This is a genomic window from Tumidithrix helvetica PCC 7403, assembly GCF_965232925.1.
Classification (GTDB): domain Bacteria; phylum Cyanobacteriota; class Cyanobacteriia; order Pseudanabaenales; family Pseudanabaenaceae; genus Tumidithrix; species Tumidithrix helvetica.
This window is the reverse complement of sequence record NZ_CBDDRA010000048.1, coordinates 1-21,438: the sequence shown is the minus strand read 5'-3', so window position 1 is coordinate 21,438 and position 21,438 is coordinate 1. Positions and strand designations below refer to the sequence as shown.

The 21,438-nt window shown below is 44.3% G+C and carries 21 protein-coding genes; 7 read left to right on the top strand and 14 right to left on the bottom strand.

What is annotated here, in order from left to right; all coding sequences use genetic code 11:
* Positions 1–224 precede the first annotated feature (224 nt).
* On the bottom strand, positions 225–2,015 hold the full coding sequence (aspS, locus tag ACP2WE_RS25120) for an aspartate--tRNA ligase (RefSeq protein ID WP_425218261.1): 1,791 nt from the start codon (positions 2,013–2,015) through the stop codon (positions 225–227).
* Between the two features lie 160 nt (positions 2,016–2,175).
* On the opposite strand from aspS, the gene ACP2WE_RS25115 reads away from it, so the two are divergent.
* From ACP2WE_RS25115 to ACP2WE_RS25105, 3 genes are all read left to right on the top strand, one after another.
* Positions 2,176–2,382 (top strand): type II toxin-antitoxin system HicB family antitoxin, encoded by a 207-nt coding sequence (locus ACP2WE_RS25115; RefSeq protein WP_425218260.1) that lies wholly within the window; start codon positions 2,176–2,178, stop codon positions 2,380–2,382.
* Positions 2,375–2,587: a type II toxin-antitoxin system HicA family toxin gene (locus tag ACP2WE_RS25110; RefSeq protein ID WP_425218259.1), complete on the top strand. Its 213-nt coding sequence runs from the start codon at positions 2,375–2,377 to the stop codon at positions 2,585–2,587. The genes ACP2WE_RS25115 and ACP2WE_RS25110 overlap by 8 nt, the downstream gene beginning before the upstream one ends.
* Positions 2,588–2,869: 282 nt before the next feature.
* A complete protein-coding gene (locus ACP2WE_RS25105; protein ID WP_425218258.1) occupies positions 2,870–3,517 on the top strand; it encodes an SMI1/KNR4 family protein in 648 nt (215 codons plus the stop codon).
* On the opposite strand, the gene ACP2WE_RS25100 is transcribed toward ACP2WE_RS25105, so the two are convergent.
* Entirely contained in the window at positions 3,491–3,718 is a 228-nt protein-coding gene (locus tag ACP2WE_RS25100; protein ID WP_425218257.1) for a hypothetical protein, read from the bottom strand. The two genes, ACP2WE_RS25105 and ACP2WE_RS25100, sit on opposite strands and share 27 nt — an antisense overlap.
* A gap of 362 nt (positions 3,719–4,080) precedes the next feature.
* On the opposite strand from ACP2WE_RS25100, the gene ACP2WE_RS25095 reads away from it, so the two are divergent.
* Together ACP2WE_RS25095 and ACP2WE_RS25090 are read left to right on the top strand one after the other, a co-directional pair.
* On the top strand, positions 4,081–6,702 hold the full coding sequence (locus tag ACP2WE_RS25095; RefSeq protein ID WP_425218256.1) for a CHAT domain-containing protein: 2,622 nt from the start codon (positions 4,081–4,083) through the stop codon (positions 6,700–6,702).
* Between the two features lie 158 nt (positions 6,703–6,860).
* Positions 6,861–7,205 (top strand): hypothetical protein, encoded by a 345-nt coding sequence (locus ACP2WE_RS25090; RefSeq protein WP_425218255.1) that lies wholly within the window; start codon positions 6,861–6,863, stop codon positions 7,203–7,205.
* A 49-nt stretch (positions 7,206–7,254) separates the two neighbouring features.
* Here ACP2WE_RS25090 and ACP2WE_RS25085 read toward each other — a convergent pair whose 3' ends face one another.
* Together ACP2WE_RS25085 and ACP2WE_RS25080 are read right to left on the bottom strand one after the other, a co-directional pair.
* On the bottom strand, positions 7,255–8,385 hold the full coding sequence (locus ACP2WE_RS25085) for a GAF domain-containing sensor histidine kinase (RefSeq protein WP_425218254.1): 1,131 nt from the start codon (positions 8,383–8,385) through the stop codon (positions 7,255–7,257).
* A 120-nt stretch (positions 8,386–8,505) separates the two neighbouring features.
* Positions 8,506–8,799: a DUF3493 domain-containing protein gene (locus tag ACP2WE_RS25080; RefSeq protein ID WP_425218253.1), complete on the bottom strand. Its 294-nt coding sequence runs from the start codon at positions 8,797–8,799 to the stop codon at positions 8,506–8,508.
* A gap of 136 nt (positions 8,800–8,935) precedes the next feature.
* Between ACP2WE_RS25080 and ACP2WE_RS25075 the strand changes: the two genes are divergently transcribed.
* On the top strand, positions 8,936–10,201 hold the full coding sequence (locus tag ACP2WE_RS25075; RefSeq protein WP_425218252.1) for an amino acid ABC transporter substrate-binding protein: 1,266 nt from the start codon (positions 8,936–8,938) through the stop codon (positions 10,199–10,201).
* Between the two features lie 196 nt (positions 10,202–10,397).
* Here ACP2WE_RS25075 and ACP2WE_RS25070 read toward each other — a convergent pair whose 3' ends face one another.
* The 4 genes from ACP2WE_RS25070 to ACP2WE_RS25055 all read right to left on the bottom strand — a co-directional run bounded on the left by ACP2WE_RS25070 (position 10,398) and on the right by ACP2WE_RS25055 (position 13,887).
* Positions 10,398–11,786 carry an aldehyde dehydrogenase gene (locus ACP2WE_RS25070; protein ID WP_425218251.1) on the bottom strand — a complete coding sequence of 463 codons (1,389 nt, stop codon included), beginning with the start codon at positions 11,784–11,786 and terminating at the stop codon, positions 10,398–10,400.
* Positions 11,787–11,919: 133 nt separating this feature from the next.
* Positions 11,920–12,417: a GNAT family N-acetyltransferase gene (locus ACP2WE_RS25065; RefSeq protein ID WP_425218250.1), complete on the bottom strand. Its 498-nt coding sequence runs from the start codon at positions 12,415–12,417 to the stop codon at positions 11,920–11,922.
* Between the two features lie 176 nt (positions 12,418–12,593).
* Entirely contained in the window at positions 12,594–13,535 is a 942-nt protein-coding gene (locus tag ACP2WE_RS25060) for a homogentisate phytyltransferase (protein ID WP_425218249.1), read from the bottom strand.
* Positions 13,536–13,743: 208 nt separating this feature from the next.
* A complete protein-coding gene (locus ACP2WE_RS25055; protein WP_408648834.1) occupies positions 13,744–13,887 on the bottom strand; it encodes a CAB/ELIP/HLIP family chlorophyll-binding protein in 144 nt (47 codons plus the stop codon).
* Positions 13,888–14,092: 205 nt separating this feature from the next.
* On the opposite strand from ACP2WE_RS25055, the gene ACP2WE_RS25050 reads away from it, so the two are divergent.
* Positions 14,093–15,916, top strand: a complete 1,824-nt coding sequence (locus tag ACP2WE_RS25050; protein WP_425218248.1) for a protein kinase domain-containing protein — start codon at positions 14,093–14,095, stop codon at positions 15,914–15,916.
* Between the two features lie 304 nt (positions 15,917–16,220).
* Here the strand turns inward: ACP2WE_RS25050 and cpcD are convergent, their stop codons facing one another.
* The 6 genes from cpcD to ACP2WE_RS25020 form a co-directional block, all read right to left on the bottom strand.
* Positions 16,221–16,448 carry a rod-capping linker protein CpcD gene (gene cpcD / locus ACP2WE_RS25045; protein ID WP_425218247.1) on the bottom strand — a complete coding sequence of 76 codons (228 nt, stop codon included), beginning with the start codon at positions 16,446–16,448 and terminating at the stop codon, positions 16,221–16,223.
* Between the two features lie 87 nt (positions 16,449–16,535).
* Positions 16,536–17,399 (bottom strand): phycobilisome rod-core linker polypeptide, encoded by an 864-nt coding sequence (locus tag ACP2WE_RS25040; protein ID WP_425218246.1) that lies wholly within the window; start codon positions 17,397–17,399, stop codon positions 16,536–16,538.
* Between the two features lie 106 nt (positions 17,400–17,505).
* Positions 17,506–18,321 carry a phycobilisome rod-core linker polypeptide gene (locus ACP2WE_RS25035; RefSeq protein ID WP_425218245.1) on the bottom strand — a complete coding sequence of 272 codons (816 nt, stop codon included), beginning with the start codon at positions 18,319–18,321 and terminating at the stop codon, positions 17,506–17,508.
* Between the two features lie 307 nt (positions 18,322–18,628).
* On the bottom strand, positions 18,629–19,120 hold the full coding sequence (gene cpcA / locus ACP2WE_RS25030; protein ID WP_330486295.1) for a C-phycocyanin subunit alpha: 492 nt from the start codon (positions 19,118–19,120) through the stop codon (positions 18,629–18,631).
* A 68-nt stretch (positions 19,121–19,188) separates the two neighbouring features.
* Positions 19,189–19,710, bottom strand: coding sequence for a C-phycocyanin subunit beta (cpcB, locus tag ACP2WE_RS25025; RefSeq protein ID WP_408648908.1), 522 nt, complete (start codon positions 19,708–19,710; stop codon positions 19,189–19,191).
* Between the two features lie 1,296 nt (positions 19,711–21,006).
* Complete coding sequence (locus ACP2WE_RS25020) at positions 21,007–21,216, bottom strand: hypothetical protein (protein ID WP_425218244.1); 210 nt, start codon at positions 21,214–21,216, stop codon at positions 21,007–21,009.
* Between the last annotated feature and the right edge of the window lie 222 nt (positions 21,217–21,438).

The following is a 21,438-nucleotide window of genomic DNA, read 5'->3' as shown; positions in this document are numbered from 1 at the left end:
CTTTGAGATAGTCAATTAAGCTCTTTTCCACGTCTTTCAGACTAAATATAGGTAAATAACTATATATTTACCTATATTTATCTTTTTTATTTCTTCTACCTCAAGAATGAAACAGCCCTGCTTTGTTAAGGGGGGCTGGGGGGGATCTAAGCCCCAAAACAAAGCAAAAAGAACTTGTATGTACACCTTAGCCTGTACAGGGTAGGTAGCCTATTTGCTACATTTTATTTTTTCGGAATTTCCACAGACTTGACATACAACTCCTTGAGTTGAGCGTCATCCACAGAGGAAGGGGCATCGGTAAGTAGATCTCTTGCCTGTTGCGTTTTGGGGAAGGCAATCACTTCTCGAATCGAGTCCGCACCTGCGAGTAACATCACCAGACGATCTAAACCAAAGGCAATCCCACCGTGGGGCGGGGTTCCATATTCAAAAGCCTCTAACAGAAAGCCAAACTTCTCTTGAGCCTGCTCTGAGGAGAGCCCGATCGCTGCGAATACTTGTTCCTGTACTTCGCGTTTGTAGATCCGCAGAGAACCGCCACCAATCTCTAGCCCGTTAAACACAATGTCATAGGCGAGGGCACGGGTCTTGACGCTAAAGGGTTCGCCCACTTGAAAATCTTCGGGGTTAGGCGCGGTGAATGGATGGTGGATTGCCTCCAATCGCTTTTCCCCAGCATTCCATTCAAACATGGGGAAGTCCGTCACCCAAAGCAGGTTGATTTTCTCAGGATCGATCAGACCTAGCTCTTGACCGAGGGCTAACCGCAAGCGATTTAAGGGTTCGTTGACGATCGCGACATCACCCGCTCCAAACAGAATTAACGTTCCTGGTTCGGCTCCAGTTCGCTCGAACAGGGTAGCTTTTTGAGCGTCGGTCAAGTTGTCTTTAATTGCGCCAATCGTGTCGATCGCACCACCTTCACGCACCCTGATGTAAGCTAGACCCTTGGCTCCATACTGAGCCGCGAGATTTGCCAAGTCACCACCTGGCTTGATGCGGGTATTGGAAATTACACTATCCCCATTGGGAATTGCCAGGGCCTTGACCACACCACCATTGGCGATCGCACCCGAAAACACCTTAAATCCCGAATCGGCAAACAGATCGGAGACATTCACCAACTCTAGACCAAATCTGGTGTCGGGGCGGTCTGAACCATAGCGTTCCATTGCTTCGGCATAGGTGATGCGAGGGAAGGGAGGAAGTTCTATACCCTTAATCTGTTTGAAAACATGACGCAGCAGGTTCTCATTCAGTTGCAAAATTTCCTCTTGAGACATGAAACTCATTTCCATGTCGAGTTGCGTAAATTCGGGCTGGCGATCGGCGCGCAAATCTTCATCGCGGAAACAACGTGCGACTTGATAGTAGCGATCGCATCCACCCACCATCAGCAATTGCTTAAACAACTGAGGCGATTGGGGGAGGGCATACCACTGTCTGGGGTTAACGCGGCTAGGAACGAGGTAGTCTCTCGCACCTTCGGGTGTGGATCGGCACAGCATCGGGGTTTCCACTTCCATGAAACCGCATTCGTCTTCTAAATAACGCCGTAGGGTTTTGACGACCTCAGCCCGTAATTTTAGGTTGTTGGCGAGGCGATCGCTGCGCATATCAAGGTAGCGATATTTGAGACGCAATTCTTCTTTAACGCTGTCTGTCTCTGATACCAAGAAAGGTAACTGCTTATGAACGGCATTTAGCAGTTCAATCGACTCGGCATAAATTTCGACCTCACCTGTGGCGAGTTTGGGGTTGAGCGAGTCCGCAGGACGGGCTGACACCTTGCCCGTGATTCTGACCACATACTCATTTCGCATTTCGGCGGCAATTTCGCAAGATTGTGGCGTCCGAATCGGATCGCTGACAATTTGCACGACCCCCGTGCGATCGCGCAGATCGAGAAAAATCACACCACCATGATCGCGTCTACGATCCACCCAGCCACAGAGACTAACTGATTTATCAATGTGTTCGGCGTGGAGATGACCACAGTAATGAGTACGCATAATTAATTTTGGATCTGCAAGTATTAAGTAACAAGTAACATATTAGCAATCAGTCATCTGCTTTTAATCAGTGCTTAGCGATCGATGACTTTTGATTTCAAGCTTCGATGCTATCTTTTAGTATGGGTGGATAATCTAAAACCCCATAGCTGTTAGAAATATGAAATACAAAATTGCTATTTATCGCTCTGATGAAGGAATAAGCGTTTGTGTCCCTGCTCTTCCGGGTTGTTGGTCTGAAGGGGATACAGAAGAGGAAGCACTACTTAACATTCATGATGCCATTCAAGAATATCTTTTGGCGCTACAGGATAGACTGCATGGCGTTGAAATTCGAGAAATTGAAGTAGCAACTCTATATGCCTAAGTTAGCTGGAGTCAACCACCTTCAGGCAGTGCGTGCTTTAGAAAAAGTAGGTTTCAGCATCATACGCCAGAGTAAGCATATCGTCATGAGTGATGGAGTGCGTCAGGTAACTATTCCTCGAAATAACCCAATTAAGGCATTTACAATGGGTGGGATAATTCAAGATGCAGGGTTGACCGTTGAGGAATTTCGTAAACTGCTCTAGTTAGGCTGCCATTTTTACTCTCCCTATGACAATACATCTAGAAACTCTGATCAACATTTATGAGTGACTATTCATCGTTATCTAAAATGGTATCTAACTCATAAACATGATAAGTAATGATAAATTTAGGGATAATGTTCACAACATAACGAACCAAATTAACAGACTTGTCGAGATTTCTAGTGAGATTTAATGATTGTTTGACGATGACTGGGAATGTAATGACCTCAAGGATATGAGCATTTTAGTTATTCTACTGTAATCAAGATTTGGTAAACTCAAGTGATTTTGACTAAAGGTAACAATTTTGAATTTACTCCCACAGTAGAAGATTGGAATAATTTTTTGGAAAAGTGGAATACAGCGATTTTTGAGAATTTAGATAAAGAACACTTGGACAACTACCAAAATGAGTTTTCAGAGGCTTTAGAGAGTAAGTGTTGTCTTTGGGAAGGAGCAACAGAGGATGATATTTCTGAACTAGAAGATAGGCTAAAAACTAGATTACCATTAAGTTATAAAAGCTTTTTGCTTGCTTCAAATGGATTCACTATCCTAAACCGATATTGCGAGCTATATGGCACAGATCAAATTAAATGGTTTATTGAGGGAAACAAGGAATGGGCAGAGATCTGGAGTGGAGATGAAGATAGAATAGACGAGGAATGGGCTGAGATTTGGGGGATTGATTACGATGATGAAAATATTGGTAATACGGAACATTTTCTAGATGAAAGTCAACACATAAAAAGTACTTTGCAGATTAGCACTTCAAGAGATGGTGATGTATTCCTACTTAATCCAAAAATTATAGATTCTAGAAATGAATGGGAAGCATGGGACTTTGGTAATAAGAACCCTGGAGCCTATCGATACAAATCGTTCTGGGATATGATGCAGGACTTATACAGTAAAAGTTTTGGTTCCTGAAAAAATTGACAAGCCCCTTACAGATGAGTTTGTGAGATTATCAGAAACATAAAAATTCGGTTGTTTCTCGAACCACAGCCTTAATGCCTCGGTCGTGTAGCTAAGATTGCGCCGTTGTTTATCGCCTTCGGGCATTGGCTCAAAGTCCTCATCAGGGTATTCCGTTGTTGAAAGTAGCTTGAGATCGCCAGAAATTGTCATAGCGGTACTCCAAGTCAGGTGAGTTCTAGCTTTAACTTAAGTGTATCAAACTGCTCAAGCGATCGCTTTACATTTCATCAGAATCGATTTCCAATGCTTTGACTCGCCAGATATACTTCAAAGACTTGTTGACGTAGGTCTTGAGAGAGTGAAATACCAGATACCATTGTTGAAGCGCAGGGATGGGTGGTAGGCGATCGCGGTCAGGTTACACTGGTTGCCAAAGCCCCAGCAGCACCCTCCTCGGCTTGGTCTACACAACCCAAATGCGTTCCTGTGGCTAGCAAGTAAAGCATTGAGTCATTAGCTTTTTTACCGATCTTTCAGAGAAAGCATTCGAGGGCATTATGTACAGAGCTAGAATGAAAAAAAATCCCCATAACCAACAGCGGCAAAGAATCCGTCGATTCCTGACATGGGTGCTTTTGTGTTTGGCGATCGCTTTTGTTCAGCCCCTAATTGCCTACTCCGTCACCCAGACCCCCCCTATAAATTCCAATCGAATCAATCCGATCGAAACAGAAAGTTCTGCTAACCTACTCGAGCAGGGAAAAGCGCTCTATCAAGCAGGGCAATTTGACGAAGCCATTCGCATTTGGCAACAAGCCACCCAAATTTACCAACAGCAAGGCAACCTGCTCGACCTCGCCGCAACGCTAAGTAACTTATCTCTGGCATATCAAAAAACTGGGCAATGGCAGGAAGCAACGGCATCGGTAACCAAAAGTTTGCAGCTAGCCCGATCGCTCGAATCCAACACAGCCAGTCAAGGCGCGATCGCCCAGGCATTAGACACCCAAGCAAGTTTATATCTATCGCTCGGTAAGGGTGAAGCCGCGATCGCATCGTGGAAAGAAGCGGCAACCATCCACGAGAAACTGGGAGATAAACCCAACCAACTTCGCAATTTACTCAATCAAGCCCAAGCCCTAAAAGTGCAAGGATTTTATCGGCGATCGCTGCAAACTTTGGAAGAGGTGAATGAGTCCTTAAACTCAGAGCCAAATTCCCTACTTAAGGCTGTAGCACTGGATAACTTAGGGGATATGCTGACAACCGTAGGCGATCTAAAGCGAGCGCGTCAGGCATTAGAGCAAAGCCAAAAAGTACTAGAGAGTCTTCCCGATCAAAATCTTACCAGTCAAATTTCAGTGCAAAAGAATCTGGTTCTACTGAGACTAGGGAATCTTTCTCGTGCCGAAGATGATACCAATGCTGCTGCGGAATTCTACCTGAAGGCAGAAAGTACGACCGCGCAACCGCTATCGCGATTGCAAGCCCAGCTAAATTTATTGAGCCTCGCGATCGAAGATAACAAAATTACAGATATAGAGAAGCTGCGATCGCAAATTGCATCAAGCTTTACAAAGCTTCCCACCAGTCGAGATGCAATTCATGCCCGCATTAATTACGCCGAAAGCTTGCTCAAACTTGCCAAACAGGATAAAAGCTTACTCGCGGAAACATCGCAGATTTTGGCTGAAGCGATTCGCCAAGCCAAAGCGATCGATGACAGTCGCACGCTCTCATTTGCCCTCGGTAGCTTGGGCAATGTTTACGAACAAAATAGCCAGTTAGAGGAATCCCAGAGCCTCACCCAACAGGCATTGGCGATCGCGCAGAGTCTTAGTGCTACAGATATTTCCTATCGCTGGCAGTGGCAGTTGGGGCGCATTTTAAAAGCCAAGGGGGATACGCGCAGCGCGATCGCCGCCTATGTCGAAGCGGTGAAATCCTTGCGTCAATTGCGAAGCGATCTTGCCTTTGTCAATTCCAACGTACAGTTTTCGTTCCGCGAGGGTGTTGAGCCCGTCTACCGACAACTTGTGAGCCTGTTGTTGCAAACCGATGCGAAGACTCCCAATGAGAAACAACTGCAACTCCTCAAAGCCCAAGAAACGATCGAATCGCTACAACTTGCCGAACTGGTCAATTTCTTTCGTGCCGATTGTCTGGTAGCAGCACAAGTAGACATCAATCAGGTCGATCGCACTGCCGCTGTTGTCTATCCGATTATTTTAGAAGATCGACTAGAAGTCATTCTCAGCCTGCCACAACAACCTTTACGTCATTATGCAACGAATATTAAACCGCAGGAAATAGATAGCATCGTAACTGACCTGCGGAGCGATCTGCGCGATCCCAGTTCTCAAGACTATCTCACCCACGCCCAAAAATTATATGACTTGCTGATCCGTCCTGCTGCGAGTGCGATCGCCCAAAGCCAAATTAAAACCATGGTATTCGTGCTGGATGGTTCGCTCAGAAATATTCCCATGTCTGTGCTTCACGATAGCAAACAGCATCTGGTTGAGAAATATAGCATTGCACTCACACCTGGATTACAGCTTCTCGATCCGAAACCAATCGCCAAACAAAAGATCGTGGCGTTAACGGGTGGCTTGACCGAAGCCAGACAGGGGTATTCAGCTCTGCCGAGCGTCCAACTCGAACTTCAAGAAATTAACAAACAAGTTCCTTCTAGTTCGCTTTTGCTCAATAGCAAGTTTACCGAACAGGAGCTATCCCAAGCTTTGACCAAATCTCCCTTCCCAATCGTTCACCTTGCAACCCATGGAAATTTTAGCTCTGAATCCGAAAAGACCTATCTCTTAACCTATGATGGCAAGCTAAACATTGAAAAATTAAACCAGATGCTTCGCATTAGAAATCGTAGCGAGGCCGAACCAATTGAGCTCCTGATTCTCAGCGCTTGTCAAACTGCGGTGGGGGACAAACGAGCGGCGCTTGGTCTTGCTGGCATGGCAGTTCGAGCAGGCGCAAGAAGTACGATCGCTTCGCTCTGGTCAGTTGATGATGCTGCTACATCTAAGTTTATGGTATCTCTCTACAAACATCTATCAGAGGCAAAGACAACCAAAGCCGAATCTCTCAGACTAGCTCAACTTTCACTGATCGAAAGCAATCCATACCATCATCCTTTCTTTTGGGCACCTTTTGTTCTACTTGGTAATTGGCTTTAATCAGGATATTTCTATCGTCGCCTGCCATACTCACTCCATCACTGAGATTTGGAATTTAATGTAGAACCTCTAACCATAGTTCATGGAATGTAGCGTTTACTCATACTAGACAGTCTAGTATGATCTGTAAATCTGCACCCTATCGCGATCGCTAAATTATGACCCAAGCTGCCCCTAATCCTCAGGAAGCTCCTCAAAAACAGCCCGACTCGCAAAATTCCGAGCCTAAATCTGAAGGGAATGACAAGGCACCCCTGAAAACGAAGAAATTTAATCCTCGGTTAGCCATTCCTTTGGGACTGGCGATTGGTGCGATCGGCTATAGCATTTGGACGATCGTGCCAAAACCACCTGAAACGATTCTGCATGTAAGCGGACGTTTGGAGTCCGATGAGACGGATATTGGAGCAAAGACTAGCGGAAGGGTCGTAATACCATTTTCTAACCTAAATATCGCGATTGCCTTAATTCACAAGGCAGACATTTACATTGCAGCGTCATGAGGTTTCTCTTATGTTTAGAATTGCCGACTTTCTGAGCATTGACAGCCTTTCAAGATTCGAGACTCGTTTTGAGATTAACTGTGAAAATGCTGCCCAGATTGGGCTGGCTACTCACTTGAATATTTCCCTGCATTTTTTGGATTAAGTCATTGGCGATCGCAAGTCCCAAACCAGTGCCCGCAATATTTCCAGATGCTTGCCGTCCGCGAAAACTACGTTTAAATAAATGAGCCATATCAGAAGCTGGAATTCCTACACCTGTATCCTGCACGATCACAGACACATAGCCATCTACAGCGCTAACGCTTAAACCTACGCATCCCTCTTCGGGCGTATATTTCAAAGCATTATCGACGAGATTGCTCAACACCTCCCGTAAAGCAGACGCATTCGCCAGTACTAAGGGAATATATTCGGGAAATACTGCCATGAAATGTAAGTTGCGTTCTTGGGCGATCGCACTTGCCGCTGTGGATATGGCATCTAAGATCTCTTTGAGATCGGTAGGCCTGAGTTCCAACTCCGCCGCAGGTAATAGTGCCAACTCTGGCTTTGACTGTGCCAGCAATAAAGGGGTTGGCTGTTCGGCTTCTGTCAACAAGTCCTGAATATGTCGTGCTTCGCGTAAAATCCCCGACACAAACTTGTGGTTGGGATCTTCAGGCATTATTCTGCGTAGTAATAGTTGAGAGAAAGTCCTAATCGCGGTTAAAGGATTGCGTAACTGGTGTAACAAACTCGAAAGGAAGTGATTTTGCTGCTCGTAGACACGCCGCTGATTTTCTTCGAGCCACTGGCAACGGCGATCTAAGGCACAGGCAATCGCTAAGGTATTGGCAACCTGTTGAATTTGGGTTTGCTCTGTTTCTGTCCAGTCGCGATCGTCGCGTCCAGTCATCAAAAAGCCCAAAATTGCTTCCTGATAGATCAAGGGCAATACCATGCGCCTTTGCCTCATCAGGTCTCCCTTTTCGGTAGTGGGTAATATGGGAAATATCTCAGGGGGTAATGCGGAGACATTATCCTCGGGATACACTACAACTTCAATCAGATTGGGTGGCAAGCCGTCGGGGGTTGATTCGGTGAGATAAACAGCACTAGCTCCTGCCCCCAAACTTTGGGTCAGTAAAGCAATTTGCGATCGCGCGAGGGCAACCAGATCGGAGCTTGCTGTGAGCATGGAGTAAAGAGGGGAAAGAAGACAGATAATGGGAAAAAGGTTATTAGTTATCGGTTATCGGTATAAGGTTAGCTGCATTTATTGGAATTAACATTTGAACTAACAACTGCCAACTGCCAACTAATCCTTACGTTCTAGTCGAAACAACCACACCATCAGCGCGACAACACCCATCTGTAATGCCAAATTACCAAGGGTAGTTTCAAATTCTCCTCTGCCTGCGAGCAATTGCGTAAAAAACACGAATGCCCCGATCGCGCCTGATGCCCCACAAGTAGCATAGATAAATTTTCTTAAGCCTCGATAGGGAGAGGCAGCTTCTGCCTTTAATTTGGCGTATTGTTCGGATGTAAATCGTTTAGATGGCTTGCCTAATTGTTTGGAATTCATCTGGTCTGGACTAAGGTTTGGCATAAAGTCACGGCGCAAAAAGGCAATTAGCCTATAATATCTTGCTTGTCTGGCAATCTGCCAACTCCAATGTTAATCCATTATTAAACTGATAGCAGTCTCTGCTTAATCAGATGTTAAAGCGCATGGTATGAGTCGTATGAATATAAAACCAACAAGAAAGTCTGACGGAAAGCCAAAGCGGAAACAAACTGCAAAATTTTTTCCTACTTTCTGTTTGCTCGCCTGCCTATGTCTGTTGTCGAGCTGTCAAGATAAGCCCCCTGAGCCTAAGCCTACCCCGATCGCATCAGACAAACCAACCGTCTTAGCTAGCCCCACTCCCAAAGAAGCGCAAGGCACTTTAGAGCGCGTAAAAGCCCGTGGCAAGCTCATCTGTGGGGTGAATGGCAAACTACCAGGGTTTAGCTATGTCAATGAAAAAGGAGAATGGAGTGGCTTAGATGTCGATTATTGCCGCGCGATCGCGGCGGCGGTTTTGGGGAATGACAAAGCGATCGAGTACAAACTTTTAATGGCGAAAGATCGGTTTACAGCCTTGCAGGCAGGGGATATTGATGTCTTGCTCCGCAATACTGCCCGCACCTTGACTCGCGATGCCACCAAAGACATCGCGTTTGCCCCCACCGTATTTTTTGACGGGCAGGGAATTATGCTGAGAGTGGGTGCTTCTCCGAATAGCCCCTCACCCAAACCCACACCCACTAGTAAACCTAGCACCGAAGATACGCAACCAACTGACAAACCAACCGAAAAGCCAACCGAGAAATCAACCGATAAGTCCGATGATTCTGCCAGTAAGGATTTACCAACGCTAAAGGATTTAGCAGGTAAAACCATTTGTGTTGAGACAGGCAATAGCGAGTCAAATTTGAAAGAGGCTCTCAAAGAAGCGAATATTCAAGCTGAGCTAGTTTCCTTAGCCGATCTCGATAGCATCTATAACAGCTATGTTAAAGGGAATTGTGTTGCAATCTCTTTGGAAAAATCTCAACTTACCGCTTGGCGCAGCAAATTCCCAAAACCGAACGATCACAAAATTTTAGAGACTAGTCTCTCTAAAGAACCCCTCAGCCCCGCCGTGCTCAGTACAGATAAGCGCTGGCGAGATGTCGTCACTTGGGTTGTCTATGCCACCTTTTATGCCGAGGAGTTAGGCATCAATCAAAAGAATTATGCGGTCTTTAAAGACACGAAAAACCCTGACGTATCAAGGTTTTTAGGAACATCCGAATCCTTGGGCATCGAACTAGGTCTAGACCCAGATTGGACAACGCAAGTTCTTAAAGCCGTGGGTAACTACGAAGATATCTACAATCGCAATCTTGCCGCGCTCGGACTGCCGCGTGGCATCAATCAAAACTGGAAACAGGGAGGCTTGCTCTATGCCATGCCTTTCCGTTAGGAAAACATGAGTTTAAGACATTTCTAGCAAAGAAACTGCCTTTATCCAGTAACTTGGACTTACCCCCTTTAATTCCCCCTTGCAAAGGGGGAAGACAAGAAATCTTGTTCCCTCCCCTTTGCAAGGGGAGGGCTAGGGTGGGGTAAATTCTAAATGAGAAACCGCCTTAAGCCTAACGAAACGTGAGTTCGGGTTATTACTTCAGGAATTTCTTTAGGGTCTCTAAAGTCATTTTGTAGGGAGGATAGCGCCACTTTAGATCGAAGCGAAAAGAATTGTTTAGGATGCTTTTGCGATGAGAGAAGGTGTCAAAGGAGGCTTTGCCATGATAACTGCCGATGCCACTATTGCCCACGCCACCAAAAGGAAGTTCTGGACTGCCAAAATGTAGAAGTGTATCGTTCAGACAGCCCCCACCAAAGGATATATCGCGTAAAACCCTTGCTTGTGTTTGCTTGTCGTTACTAAAGAAGTAAAGGGCAAGGGGCTTAGGTTTGGCATTCACAAAAGCGATCGCTTCGTCTAGTTGTTCGTATTCTAGAATGGGCAAAATTGGCCCGAAGATCTCATCTGCCATGACTTTGGCATTGGGGGAGACCCGATCGATTAGAGTGGGAGCAAGATAGAGATCGTCGCGATCGCGAGCGCCCCCAATCAGAATATTGTCTTCATCGAGTAGGCTGACAAGGCGATCGAATTGCTGGTGATTGACGATACGAGCAAAATCAGGACTTTGCTGAGGATTCTCACCGTAAAACTCGCGCACGTACTTCAGTAATTTCTCAAGGAGGGCAGCCTTGATACTTTTGGGAACCAAAACATAGTCTGGTGCAACACAGGTCTGTCCTGCATTATAAAATTTGCCCCAGATGATGCGTCTGGCAGTGACTTCTAGATCGCAATCCCCATCGACAATACAGGGGCTTTTGCCACCGAGTTCGAGGGTCACAGGCGTGAGGTGTTTTGCCGCAGCCTCCATCACGATTTTACCGATCGCCACGCTCCCCGTAAAGAAAATACAATCAAATTTTTCGTTGAGTAACGCCTGACTGGTTTCCACACCACCTTCGATCGCCGTGATAAAGTTGGCATCAAAATTGGCATTCACAAGTTTTGCGATCGCCTTAGATGTATGGGGCGTATATTCAGAGGGCTTAAGCACAGCGCAGTTACCCGCAGCGATCGCGCCGATCAAAGGCTGAATTATCAGAGAAAACGGATAGTTCCAAGGTGCAATAATCAGAACCACACCCAAAGGTTCCGTATAGATCCTGCTCGAACTTGGGAACAAGGTCATCGGCGTCGGAACTTTTTGCGGCTTGACCCAGTTCTTGAGATGTTTGAGCGCATATTTTAGATCTGACAGCGTAATCAGAACTTCGCCACTATATGCCTCGATCGGAGGTTTGCGTAAATCGGCATACAGTGCATCGAGAATTACCTTTTCATTCTCTTGGATTAACTCTGCTAGCTTCTTTAATTGTGTCAGACGAAAATTTAGCTCTTTGGTTTGACCCGTAGCAAAAAAAGCGCGTTGCCTAGCAACGATTGCCTTGACATCGAGATTACTCGCAGAGATCGTCATATTTCTTGGATGCTCCTCACCAACATAGGCATAGCTATTATTTATACCCGATCTGAAGACATATCGTCATGTTTCTAGGATATGGAACTCTAGCGATTTCCCTTTCCCTAAAGGGTGAGCCAAATGGCAAAACCTATGCTGAATCTTTTTGAGCGAATTTTTTGAGCGCTTCGCCCGTAACGCGACAGATGCGCCAGTCAGTCAACACATCTGCCCCCATGCGTTGATAAAAAGCGATCGCTGGGACATTCCAATCTAAAACCGACCACTCTAGCCGACCGCAGCCTCTTGCCAAGGCAATTTGGGCAACATGGACAATCAGGGCTTTACCGATACTCATGCCTCGATAGTCAGGTAATACGAACAAATCTTCGAGATAAATTCCCGATTTAGTGAGAAATGTGGAGTAGTTGGTAAAAAACAAGGCAAATCCCACCGTTCGGCGATCGCACTCTGCTATAACCGCTTCAATGCAGGGTTTGTCGCTAAACAAGTCATTTTCTAACGCCATGACATCACCAGTGACGGTATGACTGAGCTTTTCATATTCAGCCAAGGCTTTAATCAAATCAAATAAATCTGGCACATCTTCTCTTCTTACGGCACGGATGAGAAATTGGGCATTAGACATATCGCGATCCTAAATGAATTGTAATTCTTTGTAGCGCAGGCTCTATCCTGCAAAGGTTTTCGGTCGATATACATCCATACAAGTATATCAGTAGATCGAAAATCACTCCAGAGAGGGTAAGTAGGTTGAGAAGGTATCACTTTTGAGCTTGGCACAATATGGGATGGATGTTTCTATCATGCAAATATGCAAACGACTGGGAAAATGATGTACTCCAAATAAAAGAATTTCCAAATCAGTTGATAGAAGTCAGTAATGGAAGTGCGATCGCTTAGATCGACCTGCAAGCTCTGCCACCATAAAACCGATAGGAGAAAGCCATGACTAATGGCTAGAGCGATCGCATGGACTCCTGTAAGCCAAGGCGTGAAACTTAAAATTGCGAACCCAAGATAGAGAACAGCGAGAATTTGGCGGGAGAGATTGAAGACTGCCACCTGTCCTAAAGTCAGGGTGAGCGTGGTAATCCTAAACTTGGCATCGCCTTCCGTATCGGGCATATCTTTAAAGATAGCGATTACATAGGTAAAGATCAGTACAAATCCCGTCAGACCCCATACAGAGCTGGGGATAGACCAGATGGAATCGATGGTGTTCGCAAATAGATGGCTGAAAACTTGTTGAAAATGTAGAAATAAGCCCAGATTAATTACAATGCCCCGCACCGTAAAGATACAAAAGGCTGCCCAAAATGGAAATCGTTTTAAGCGGATGGGTGGCAAAGAGTAGATCGTACCGAGAAACAGGCTGATCGACACCGTAGCAGCGAGAAACGCCCCCTGCCAGATCGCGATCGCTACCGCCAAGATCCCCATCACAGACACAATGGCTCTACCTGTGGGGATGGAAAAATCTCCAGAGGCTAAAGGTAAATAGGGTTTGTTAATCTTGTCAATTTCGACATCTTCTAACTGGTTCAGCCCCACAATATAGACATTGCCGCACAGACAAGCGATCGCTGCCCATAGCAAACTGGGGATCGGAGCAAGGGTAAGTTCTAGTTTGTAGGGTACAAGTGCGATCGCAAACAAAGCGATCGTGCTCAAGCATGTGCCAATAATGGTGTGTGGACGACCAAACTGCCAAAACGCCACGAATTTTTGCGTAATTTTTTGCATGCTATAAGTTTTATCGCAATTTCACTAGAACTGACGACAAATCCAAATTTTATATCTGCGCGAAGCACAGTGGATAAAAAGCTATGATGCCGTTTTGTATCGAAGGATTACAGGCGATTTTGCCCATTTGACCTGAAGTTAACCCAACAAAAAGAGCCTAACGAATTAGGCTCCTTAAGAAATTAATTTATGAGTTCGCGGTTAAAGATTACAGTAGACCGATTTGGGAAAGAATTCCGTGGCCGGTGATCAGCTCTGTTCCTAGACCAATTACGAAACCTAGCATCGCTAGACGACCATTCCAAGTTTCGGCGAAGTTGTTAAATCCAAACTTTGGTTCTGTGTTTTCCATGGTGTTTTGTCTCCTGTTTTGGGTTAGGTTAAGAGTTGTTTCTTTATATAAAGATAAATGTAGAAATCGAATAAGACCATCCTGCTAGAGATAGAGATAACGATCTGAGCAATTTCTTAACCAATCCAACTAGACTTATTAGGAGTACCTATGACGCTTACAAAAATAAGTGCTAAGTTTTGATCTTATTGAGCCATAAAATTTCATGTTAGGTAAAGTCATCGGCGGACGCTACAAAATTGTTAGTCATCTCGGTAGTGGAGGGTTTGGCGAAACCTATGTGGCTGAAGACTTGCAGCTACCCGATCGCGCTCGCTGTGTTGTCAAACGACTCAAGCCTGCATCTAAGGATTCATTTATCTTGCAAACGGCAAGAAGGTTGTTTGAAACCGAGGCAAAAGTTCTGCACCGCTTGGGCAAACACAACCAAATCCCTCAACTTTTGGCTCACTTTGAGGAAAACCGAGAATTTTACCTCGTCCAAGAACTGATTGATGGTCAAGATCTCGCCCAAGAATTAGGGGTGTCGCGCTCTAGCTCAGGTGTCGCCAGTAATGCGATCAAGACTGAGGCGCAAGTGCTGGACTTTCTCGAAGATGTTCTACAAATTTTGGAATTTGTGCATCAACAGGATGTGATTCACCGTGATATTAAGCCTGCCAACTTACTGAGACGCAAGAGCGACGGCAAGTTAGTGCTAATTGACTTTGGTGCGGTCAAGCAAATTTATACCCAGTTAGCCTCATCGCAAAACCCTCAAGCCGAGCCGACCAATATGACAGTGGCGGTGGGAACCGTTGGCTATATGCCCAACGAGCAAGCCAATGGAAAACCCAGACTGTGCAGCGATATCTATGCCGTAGGTACGATCGCAATTCAATCCCTGATCGGTATTCCTCCTAGTCAGATCCCCGAAGATCCTGCCACAGGTGAAATTGCTTGGCGACAGTCGCCGCCTTACGCCAAGGTTGCCTACCGTGCCGAGGTGAGTCCTGAGTTGGCAAATGTGCTAGACAAGATGGTACGTTATGACTTTCGCCAGCGCTACCAATCTGCCTCAGAAGCTTTGGTAGATGTACGAAAATTGCGATCGCCTTTGGCTTCGACGATGATTACAGGTAACGAGCCAAGGCAGGATAGTTCGCCCAGTCAAGCCCTTACGCAGAGCGTTAATCAACTGCCTCCTCCTCCATTACCTAATTCCAATGCGATCGCTCCACTCGCCTTTACCGATGTGGTTGCACCCACCGTCAGAGAAAATCCAACGAAACAGCAAGGGGCAGGCGGTGCATTTTGGGCTGGAGTCGGTTTGTCCGCACTGGTTGTCTCAGGCGGTGTGACCGCGATCGCAATCTCTCAGTTTCAATCTAAACCAGCACCTCAACCTCTAGCCACAAATAAGGTCGAGCCCACCAAAACACCCACAACTTCTACGTCAACGCCAACGCCAATTGCTACACCTTCAAATGTGCCAAGCCCCACACCCCAAGCTACCGTCTCAAAAAATGGTTCTATTCCTACATCCCCTACGCCTAAGTACATATTTTTATCCGAGCGACCTGTTACCGATGCTGACTTAAAAGGCAAAAGTATGGATGAACTCGATATCATGCGCAATGAAGTATATGCCCGTTATGGTCGTCGCTTTAGAGATCTAGAATTGCAAGCTTTTTTTGATGCGCAACCTTGGTACAAACCCCGTTATTCGCCAGAGGATTTTCCCCATAACATACTCACCTTGTTAGAAAAGCAGAATGTAAAAGCGATAGTTGAGTTTCAGCAGCGATCGCAACAGGGACAGTTGCCCGTCGTCCCAACCACCTGTGCCTCGCCCAAACGTGTTATCGAAGATCTCGATCCACCCATTAACGTACGCAAGGGGCCTGGCATTAACTTTCCAGTTGTTGGGAAGCTCAATAATGGGGTGGAAATATCTGTGACTACTGAGAAAAATGGATGGTTTCAAATTAGTACGCCCTTAAATGGATGGGTTGCTGCCAATCGCACGGCATTGATTTGCCCAAAATAATTTTTAGTTGACGGTTGTCATTTTTCAGTTGAATTACACAGATTGGAAGGGGTTATACCATTTTCAAAAAAAGATGCAACGACGCATCTTTTTTTGAAAATGCTGCGCTCAGCGCGGAAACTAAAAACCAATCTGTCACAAATTTAAGAGAAATTGGTACTACCGTTTTTCTATAGGCTATAGCAATCCGATCTGATTTGTGAGAACAGAAAATGCTCGTAGAGTTCATTTCACCAAACCCTGTCTCACGAATGATTTAGGATTGATATATCAATCCTAAATCATTTTCCTTAAAGACTGATGTTTATTCTGTTAACGGTTGAATGCTGACAATTTTGGCACCCAAGCGATTTAATCGCTGTAGCTCTTCACTAAAACGGCTAAATGGCACAGTAATAAAAACGTTAGAACTAGAGCGAATGGGGTAGCTGTTTTGTGTTGTCACTTCATTTTGATGTAGTCCTGACACCTCCAGTTGAAAGTTTCGGCTTGCCGGACCTACATTATTTCGATTAGCAATTTGATAAACCATTTTAGTATCCTAAAAAAATCAAAAAATAAAACAGAAGAGTTAGTTCTCATGCCAGCAGCATAGAAAAACTAACTCTTAAAAATACCCTTAGAGTGGTGTAATACTGGCAATTTTGCCATTTCGACGTTGAACTTGTTGAATGTAATCGGATAAGCCTTCGTAGGGAACAATGGCTGCTTTATTTACGCGGCGAACATTGGGGTAGCCAGGTTTAGAAATACCCGCAACTTCAATGCGAAAAAGACGCCCGCTACCAAAAGCTTGTGACCCACCAAACGAACTTTTTGAAGTTTCACCCTTCAGAGAAGCAAGGTAGGCAAATCCATCATTGCTACCCGAAGGAGCGATCACCGTGGATGCGCTGTTTCTTGCCAACTCTTCAATTAGTCGTGAAGAATCTCCTGCAATTTGGGAGCGATCGCTGGTGGCAAATCCCCGATAGAGTTGGAAAATCCGAGGAAACCCAACTACTTTTTGTCCTAACTGGGTTGAGAACCCGCGATAGTAGGGCACAATATTATCGCCAAAATTGTCTTGATACTCAGTTGAGTCAATGTAGGAATCAATATCAGCATCGTATCCTTCATTTTGATACAAATCCAGATGATAGGAAACCTCGGACTCATCGTAAGGAGCACGACCTAAAAAGTGCTTGTAGTTCAATTCCGTAAAGCGAGTATGAAAGCTATTAGAAAAGAACTTTGACTTGTAAAGGTCAGACTTTGCCAACGCTCTGACAAATTCTTGAACTGTAATACTGCGGTTAGCTAAAAGCGATTCCAAGCCAATTAAGCGATCGGCTTGGAGTAAATAGTCATTACCAAGAACCTGACGATAAATTGCAGAAATCACCTGGGCAATATCTGCTTGGCTGGCATTGGAACGTAATTCAATCGGAGCCGCATTAAATGCTGAAACTCCAAGCCGAGATGCGGCTGTTGTAATAGCCATCAAAAAATCTCCTTGATGAATAAGAATTGTGGCGCGAATCTACTGGGTTTTGGAGAGGTCAGACAAAATCAAATCAATCTAATTGAGCGGACTAATCGAGCAAACTTTACGAAGGTAAAATTTCAATCACTCTGCTTCCTTGGCGATTTAGTTTTTGTAAGCGACTTGACAACTGATCGAATGGAACAACGATTTCTGTAATCCCCTGCCGAACTACTGGGGAGTTTGGAGAAGCTGCTTGCGTCAAGCGAATCCGAAAAGTGTTCCCACCACGTTGTCCTGTTGAAGTACCTGTTAGGGAACCCGTAGAGGCTGGATAAATAGGCGATACTAAATCCTTGGCTAAATCCCAGGTTAATTTTGCTTGCGTCTTGTTTTGGGCGCGATCGCTATTGGCATAACCTCGGTATAGTTGAAAGAAATTAGCAAATCCCGATACTTTTTGCCCGACCGTAGTTTGGAAACCACGGTAGTAAGGCACAATGGATTCTCCAAAACTTTTTTGATATTCTAAAGAATTAATATAGGAATCAATTTCAGCTTCATACCCATGAGAAATATAGAGATCGACATGGTAAGCAATCTCTGATTGATCGTAGGGAGCGCGACCTAGCAAATGCTTATAGTTCAGCTCGATGAAGCGCGTTTGTGAATTGGTATAGAAAAACTTTTGCCGATATAGTTCTGACTGAGCGATCGCACGCACAAAATCCTGAACGGAAATTAGCCCTCGGTGCAAAAGAGATTCTGCACTAGATAGGCGATCGCGCTCAAACAGGTGCTCGTTACCTAAAAGCTGGCGATAAGCAGCCCTAATTACTGCAATGACCTGCTCTTCAGTTTTTACAGGGCGCAACTCAACTCTTTCGTTCTCAGTAAATGGACTAACTCCTAACCGACTTGCTTCTCCCAATGCTGCCATAATTCTGAATCTCCAATAAGAAAAGAAATTTTTTAAAACTTGTTGATTTAACGGCATAGGAAAGCATTTGCATAGCGAATCCCAAGCACTCACCACGCAAATGCTAGACGCTTTTGCAAAGTTTTACAGTTGCAAATTTTAGTATTGGTCTTATTCACAGAAAACAACGTTCTTAGGTTTGCATCTACGAGATTCCCGCAATTCAAGAACAGAAGCTTTTTGTTGACCGATACTCTAAACTTCAGACAGCTACTGGTTTATCTAAAGGTATAAAGCCAATAGCTGTCATATATTCTCTGAGATCGAGTTAGCTCAGGGAATTGATTACATAGTCAATGTAAGAATTTGCTTCAACAGCAGGATCGCCAGTCAAACCATGGTTTGCCTTGATATACTTGAGCGCTTCAATGTACCAACTGGGAGATAGCTCAAAGGTACGATTGATTTCAGCCAAGCCACTCACCAAGTAATCATCAATGGGACCTGTGCCACCAGCAACCAATGCGTAAGTAACAATCCGCAGATAGTAGCCGATATCACGTACGCACTTTGCCTTACCAGTTTGAGTGGAGGCATAGTTAGGACCATCCAACTGAGTTGTGTAAGGGAATTTTTGATACACAGCAGCAGCAGCAGCTTCAGCTAGGCTAGATGCCTTTTTGGAGAGCGCTTTTGTAGCTTCCAAGCTTGCAGCGGCTTGGCGAAAACGACCAAAAGCGGCTTGGTATTCGGTACTGCCTAGAAAACGGCCTTGAGAATCAGCAGCGACAATAGCTTCCGTTAACGGAGTCTTAGTCATTGATTTACAGTCTCCTAAATTACTTTTACAAAGATTGGTTGAATTATTAAATAGAACGTAGCGTTGACTTAGCCAACTGCTGATGCGGCGCGATCGAAGTAAGCAGCAACTTCGGCAAGCAGAGAACTGCAATCACCACGGGTAACGCCATTTGGATCTCCAGCAATGGCAAGGGAAGCTTCTTTCAGCTTTTGAATACCAACTGCCACAGAGGCTCCGGGAGTACCTAAAGCAAGATAGGTTTCTCTCAATCCGTTCAAGGCGCGATCGTCCAAAACGCTGGAATCTCCAGCAAAAATTGCGTAGGTGACATAGCGGAGGATGATTTCCAAATCGCGAATGCAGGCAGCAGCACGACGATTGGTATATGCATTCCCACCAGGTGCAATCAGTTGAGGTTGCTCGGCAAACAATGAACGAGTAGCATTTGCAACGATGGTTGAAGCATTGCTAGAAATTCGGTTGACAACATCAATCCGCTTGTTACCGTCTCTGACTAAATTGAGTAAGGCATCTAACTGAGAATCGCTGAGGTATTCTCCGCGAGTGTCAGCTTGGGCAACAACCTTGGAAAAGGCATCCTGCACCATTGTTTTAATCTCCTAGATTTTGATTTATAGATGTTGAATTTAATTAGATTTAGAAAAAGGCTCAAGGCAGAAAATACAGAACTCTCGTTTCACCTTTTCTGAACAGATAGCCATGTTTCAAAGTGTTTGATTTAAGCCACAGAAGTTAAATCAAAACTTTTTCTCAGCACAAACCTATTGAGAGAAAATTCATCTCCCATGATTTGAGTAGATTTTATGGCGATTCTGTCTAATTATCTGGCAGGTCAAATCGTAAAACTTCGCTACCAGACTGGGTATTTTTTATCTCTAAAACAAGAATAATAAAGTTCCGCTTTGTTCTTTTTCTAACTCTTTATGTTTATACAATGACTCAAATACATTTTTTGTTAAAAAATATTTAGAGAGTATCTTGTCTAGACATCATTAATTTCTTCTAACAATTAAAACCAATAAGCCTACTTAATTATTGTTACTTAAAAAAATCGAATCTTCTTGTCAATAAAATTCAGGACTATTACTTGGCAAGGATTTCTAAGGAGTTAGTGTGTTATTTATTTTCAGTGAATATCATTTAAAATTATCTGCGATAGTCTCTTTGCTTCTGATTTGTCTAAGAATTTTTTTGAGTTGCTGTCATTTGTTTTTTATTTTGTAACTCTATATACAAGGTTTTTGTAATTTGAATTACATTGGTATATCAGTTTTTTGTGATCTGAATTACAATCTTCTCGATTTGCTTTACAATTTGAAATAATTATTCCAGATCGACTTATTTTGGCAAAATATCAGCTTTATTTTGAGCGCATTTAAACTAGGTTTTAATATAGCAATTAGACCTTTTTTGTAACTTGAATTACATCAATATTCAATCATTTGTAACTTGAATTACATTGATGTGCGAATTCCTGTAATTTAGATCGCGATCGCCTAAGTTGTCATGAGAAGAATTCAGTTTTGTGAAAGAGAAAAATCGTCTTAAAATATGTCGAAAGTCCATGTAGAATAACGCCCTACCACAAGTAGATGGGGCATTATTTTGTACAGGCGAGAGTTATGGCAATCGTCGAAGAGGTTAAGACAAAGTTCTCCTCGCTAGCTGAGCTAAGTCGAAGCCAAATTCGTCCTATTAGACTTGGCTACTGCTATAGAGTGAGTGCCGACTAAAGCATGGACTACTTCAGCAAAGACTTGATTGGCAAAAAATAGCGATCGCGTCTGCACCACTTTTACGCTCTATTCCCCTCCATGGAACATGGAAAAATATTTTATTTAACTGTCGATTCGCGGTGTTTTTTGAAACTCGCATCAAAAAAATTATAGACTTGAAGAATTTAAGCGATCGAACTTCCATTTCATGTAATCTTCCACCGTGGGAAAATATTGCATAATTCCATCCAATCCTTCGGGTCTACCTTTTAAATAGCCTTCCAAATACGCGGAATCCTCTAGTCGAGGCAAAATCCCCCGATTGCGATCGCGTACCCCCTCTTGGTAACGATTCTCTCTAAAGTTCTCAAACATCATATCTATCAACCTCTTTTCAACTCGTGAAAAGCTTGTTTCCATCTTTATTGTATCTAGGGTTACTAAAAACAACAAACAGTCTTTATTCTGAAAACCATAACTACTTTAGTTTGGACTAATCGGCAGCAAGGCAAGAGCAACAGAAAGGCACGAGAAAATAGAGCAAGAAATTGCAAAGGCTAAGTCAAGCTCAAACATGAAAAGAGAATTAGAAGCTAAATG

What these genes read in the sequence shown, in the direction of transcription:
- aspS (WP_425218261.1), bottom strand. Translation starts at nt 2,015, where the DNA reads ATGCGTACTCATTACTGTGGTCATCTCCACGCCGAACACATTGATAAA.
- ACP2WE_RS25115 (WP_425218260.1), top strand. Translation starts at nt 2,176, where the DNA reads ATGAAATACAAAATTGCTATTTATCGCTCTGATGAAGGAATAAGCGTT.
- ACP2WE_RS25110 (WP_425218259.1), top strand. Translation starts at nt 2,375, where the DNA reads ATGCCTAAGTTAGCTGGAGTCAACCACCTTCAGGCAGTGCGTGCTTTA.
- ACP2WE_RS25100 (WP_425218257.1), bottom strand. Translation starts at nt 3,718, where the DNA reads ATGACAATTTCTGGCGATCTCAAGCTACTTTCAACAACGGAATACCCT.
- ACP2WE_RS25095 (WP_425218256.1), top strand. Translation starts at nt 4,081, where the DNA reads ATGAAAAAAAATCCCCATAACCAACAGCGGCAAAGAATCCGTCGATTC.
- ACP2WE_RS25090 (WP_425218255.1), top strand. Translation starts at nt 6,861, where the DNA reads ATGACCCAAGCTGCCCCTAATCCTCAGGAAGCTCCTCAAAAACAGCCC.
- ACP2WE_RS25085 (WP_425218254.1), bottom strand. Translation starts at nt 8,385, where the DNA reads ATGCTCACAGCAAGCTCCGATCTGGTTGCCCTCGCGCGATCGCAAATT.
- ACP2WE_RS25080 (WP_425218253.1), bottom strand. Translation starts at nt 8,799, where the DNA reads ATGCCAAACCTTAGTCCAGACCAGATGAATTCCAAACAATTAGGCAAG.
- ACP2WE_RS25075 (WP_425218252.1), top strand. Translation starts at nt 8,936, where the DNA reads ATGAATATAAAACCAACAAGAAAGTCTGACGGAAAGCCAAAGCGGAAA.
- ACP2WE_RS25070 (WP_425218251.1), bottom strand. Translation starts at nt 11,786, where the DNA reads ATGACGATCTCTGCGAGTAATCTCGATGTCAAGGCAATCGTTGCTAGG.
- ACP2WE_RS25065 (WP_425218250.1), bottom strand. Translation starts at nt 12,417, where the DNA reads ATGTCTAATGCCCAATTTCTCATCCGTGCCGTAAGAAGAGAAGATGTG.
- ACP2WE_RS25060 (WP_425218249.1), bottom strand. Translation starts at nt 13,535, where the DNA reads ATGCAAAAAATTACGCAAAAATTCGTGGCGTTTTGGCAGTTTGGTCGT.
- ACP2WE_RS25055 (WP_408648834.1), bottom strand. Translation starts at nt 13,887, where the DNA reads ATGGAAAACACAGAACCAAAGTTTGGATTTAACAACTTCGCCGAAACT.
- ACP2WE_RS25050 (WP_425218248.1), top strand. Translation starts at nt 14,093, where the DNA reads ATGTTAGGTAAAGTCATCGGCGGACGCTACAAAATTGTTAGTCATCTC.
- cpcD (WP_425218247.1), bottom strand. Translation starts at nt 16,448, where the DNA reads ATGGTTTATCAAATTGCTAATCGAAATAATGTAGGTCCGGCAAGCCGA.
- ACP2WE_RS25040 (WP_425218246.1), bottom strand. Translation starts at nt 17,399, where the DNA reads ATGGCTATTACAACAGCCGCATCTCGGCTTGGAGTTTCAGCATTTAAT.
- ACP2WE_RS25035 (WP_425218245.1), bottom strand. Translation starts at nt 18,321, where the DNA reads ATGGCAGCATTGGGAGAAGCAAGTCGGTTAGGAGTTAGTCCATTTACT.
- cpcA (WP_330486295.1), bottom strand. Translation starts at nt 19,120, where the DNA reads ATGACTAAGACTCCGTTAACGGAAGCTATTGTCGCTGCTGATTCTCAA.
- cpcB (WP_408648908.1), bottom strand. Translation starts at nt 19,710, where the DNA reads ATGGTGCAGGATGCCTTTTCCAAGGTTGTTGCCCAAGCTGACACTCGC.
- ACP2WE_RS25020 (WP_425218244.1), bottom strand. Translation starts at nt 21,216, where the DNA reads ATGATGTTTGAGAACTTTAGAGAGAATCGTTACCAAGAGGGGGTACGC.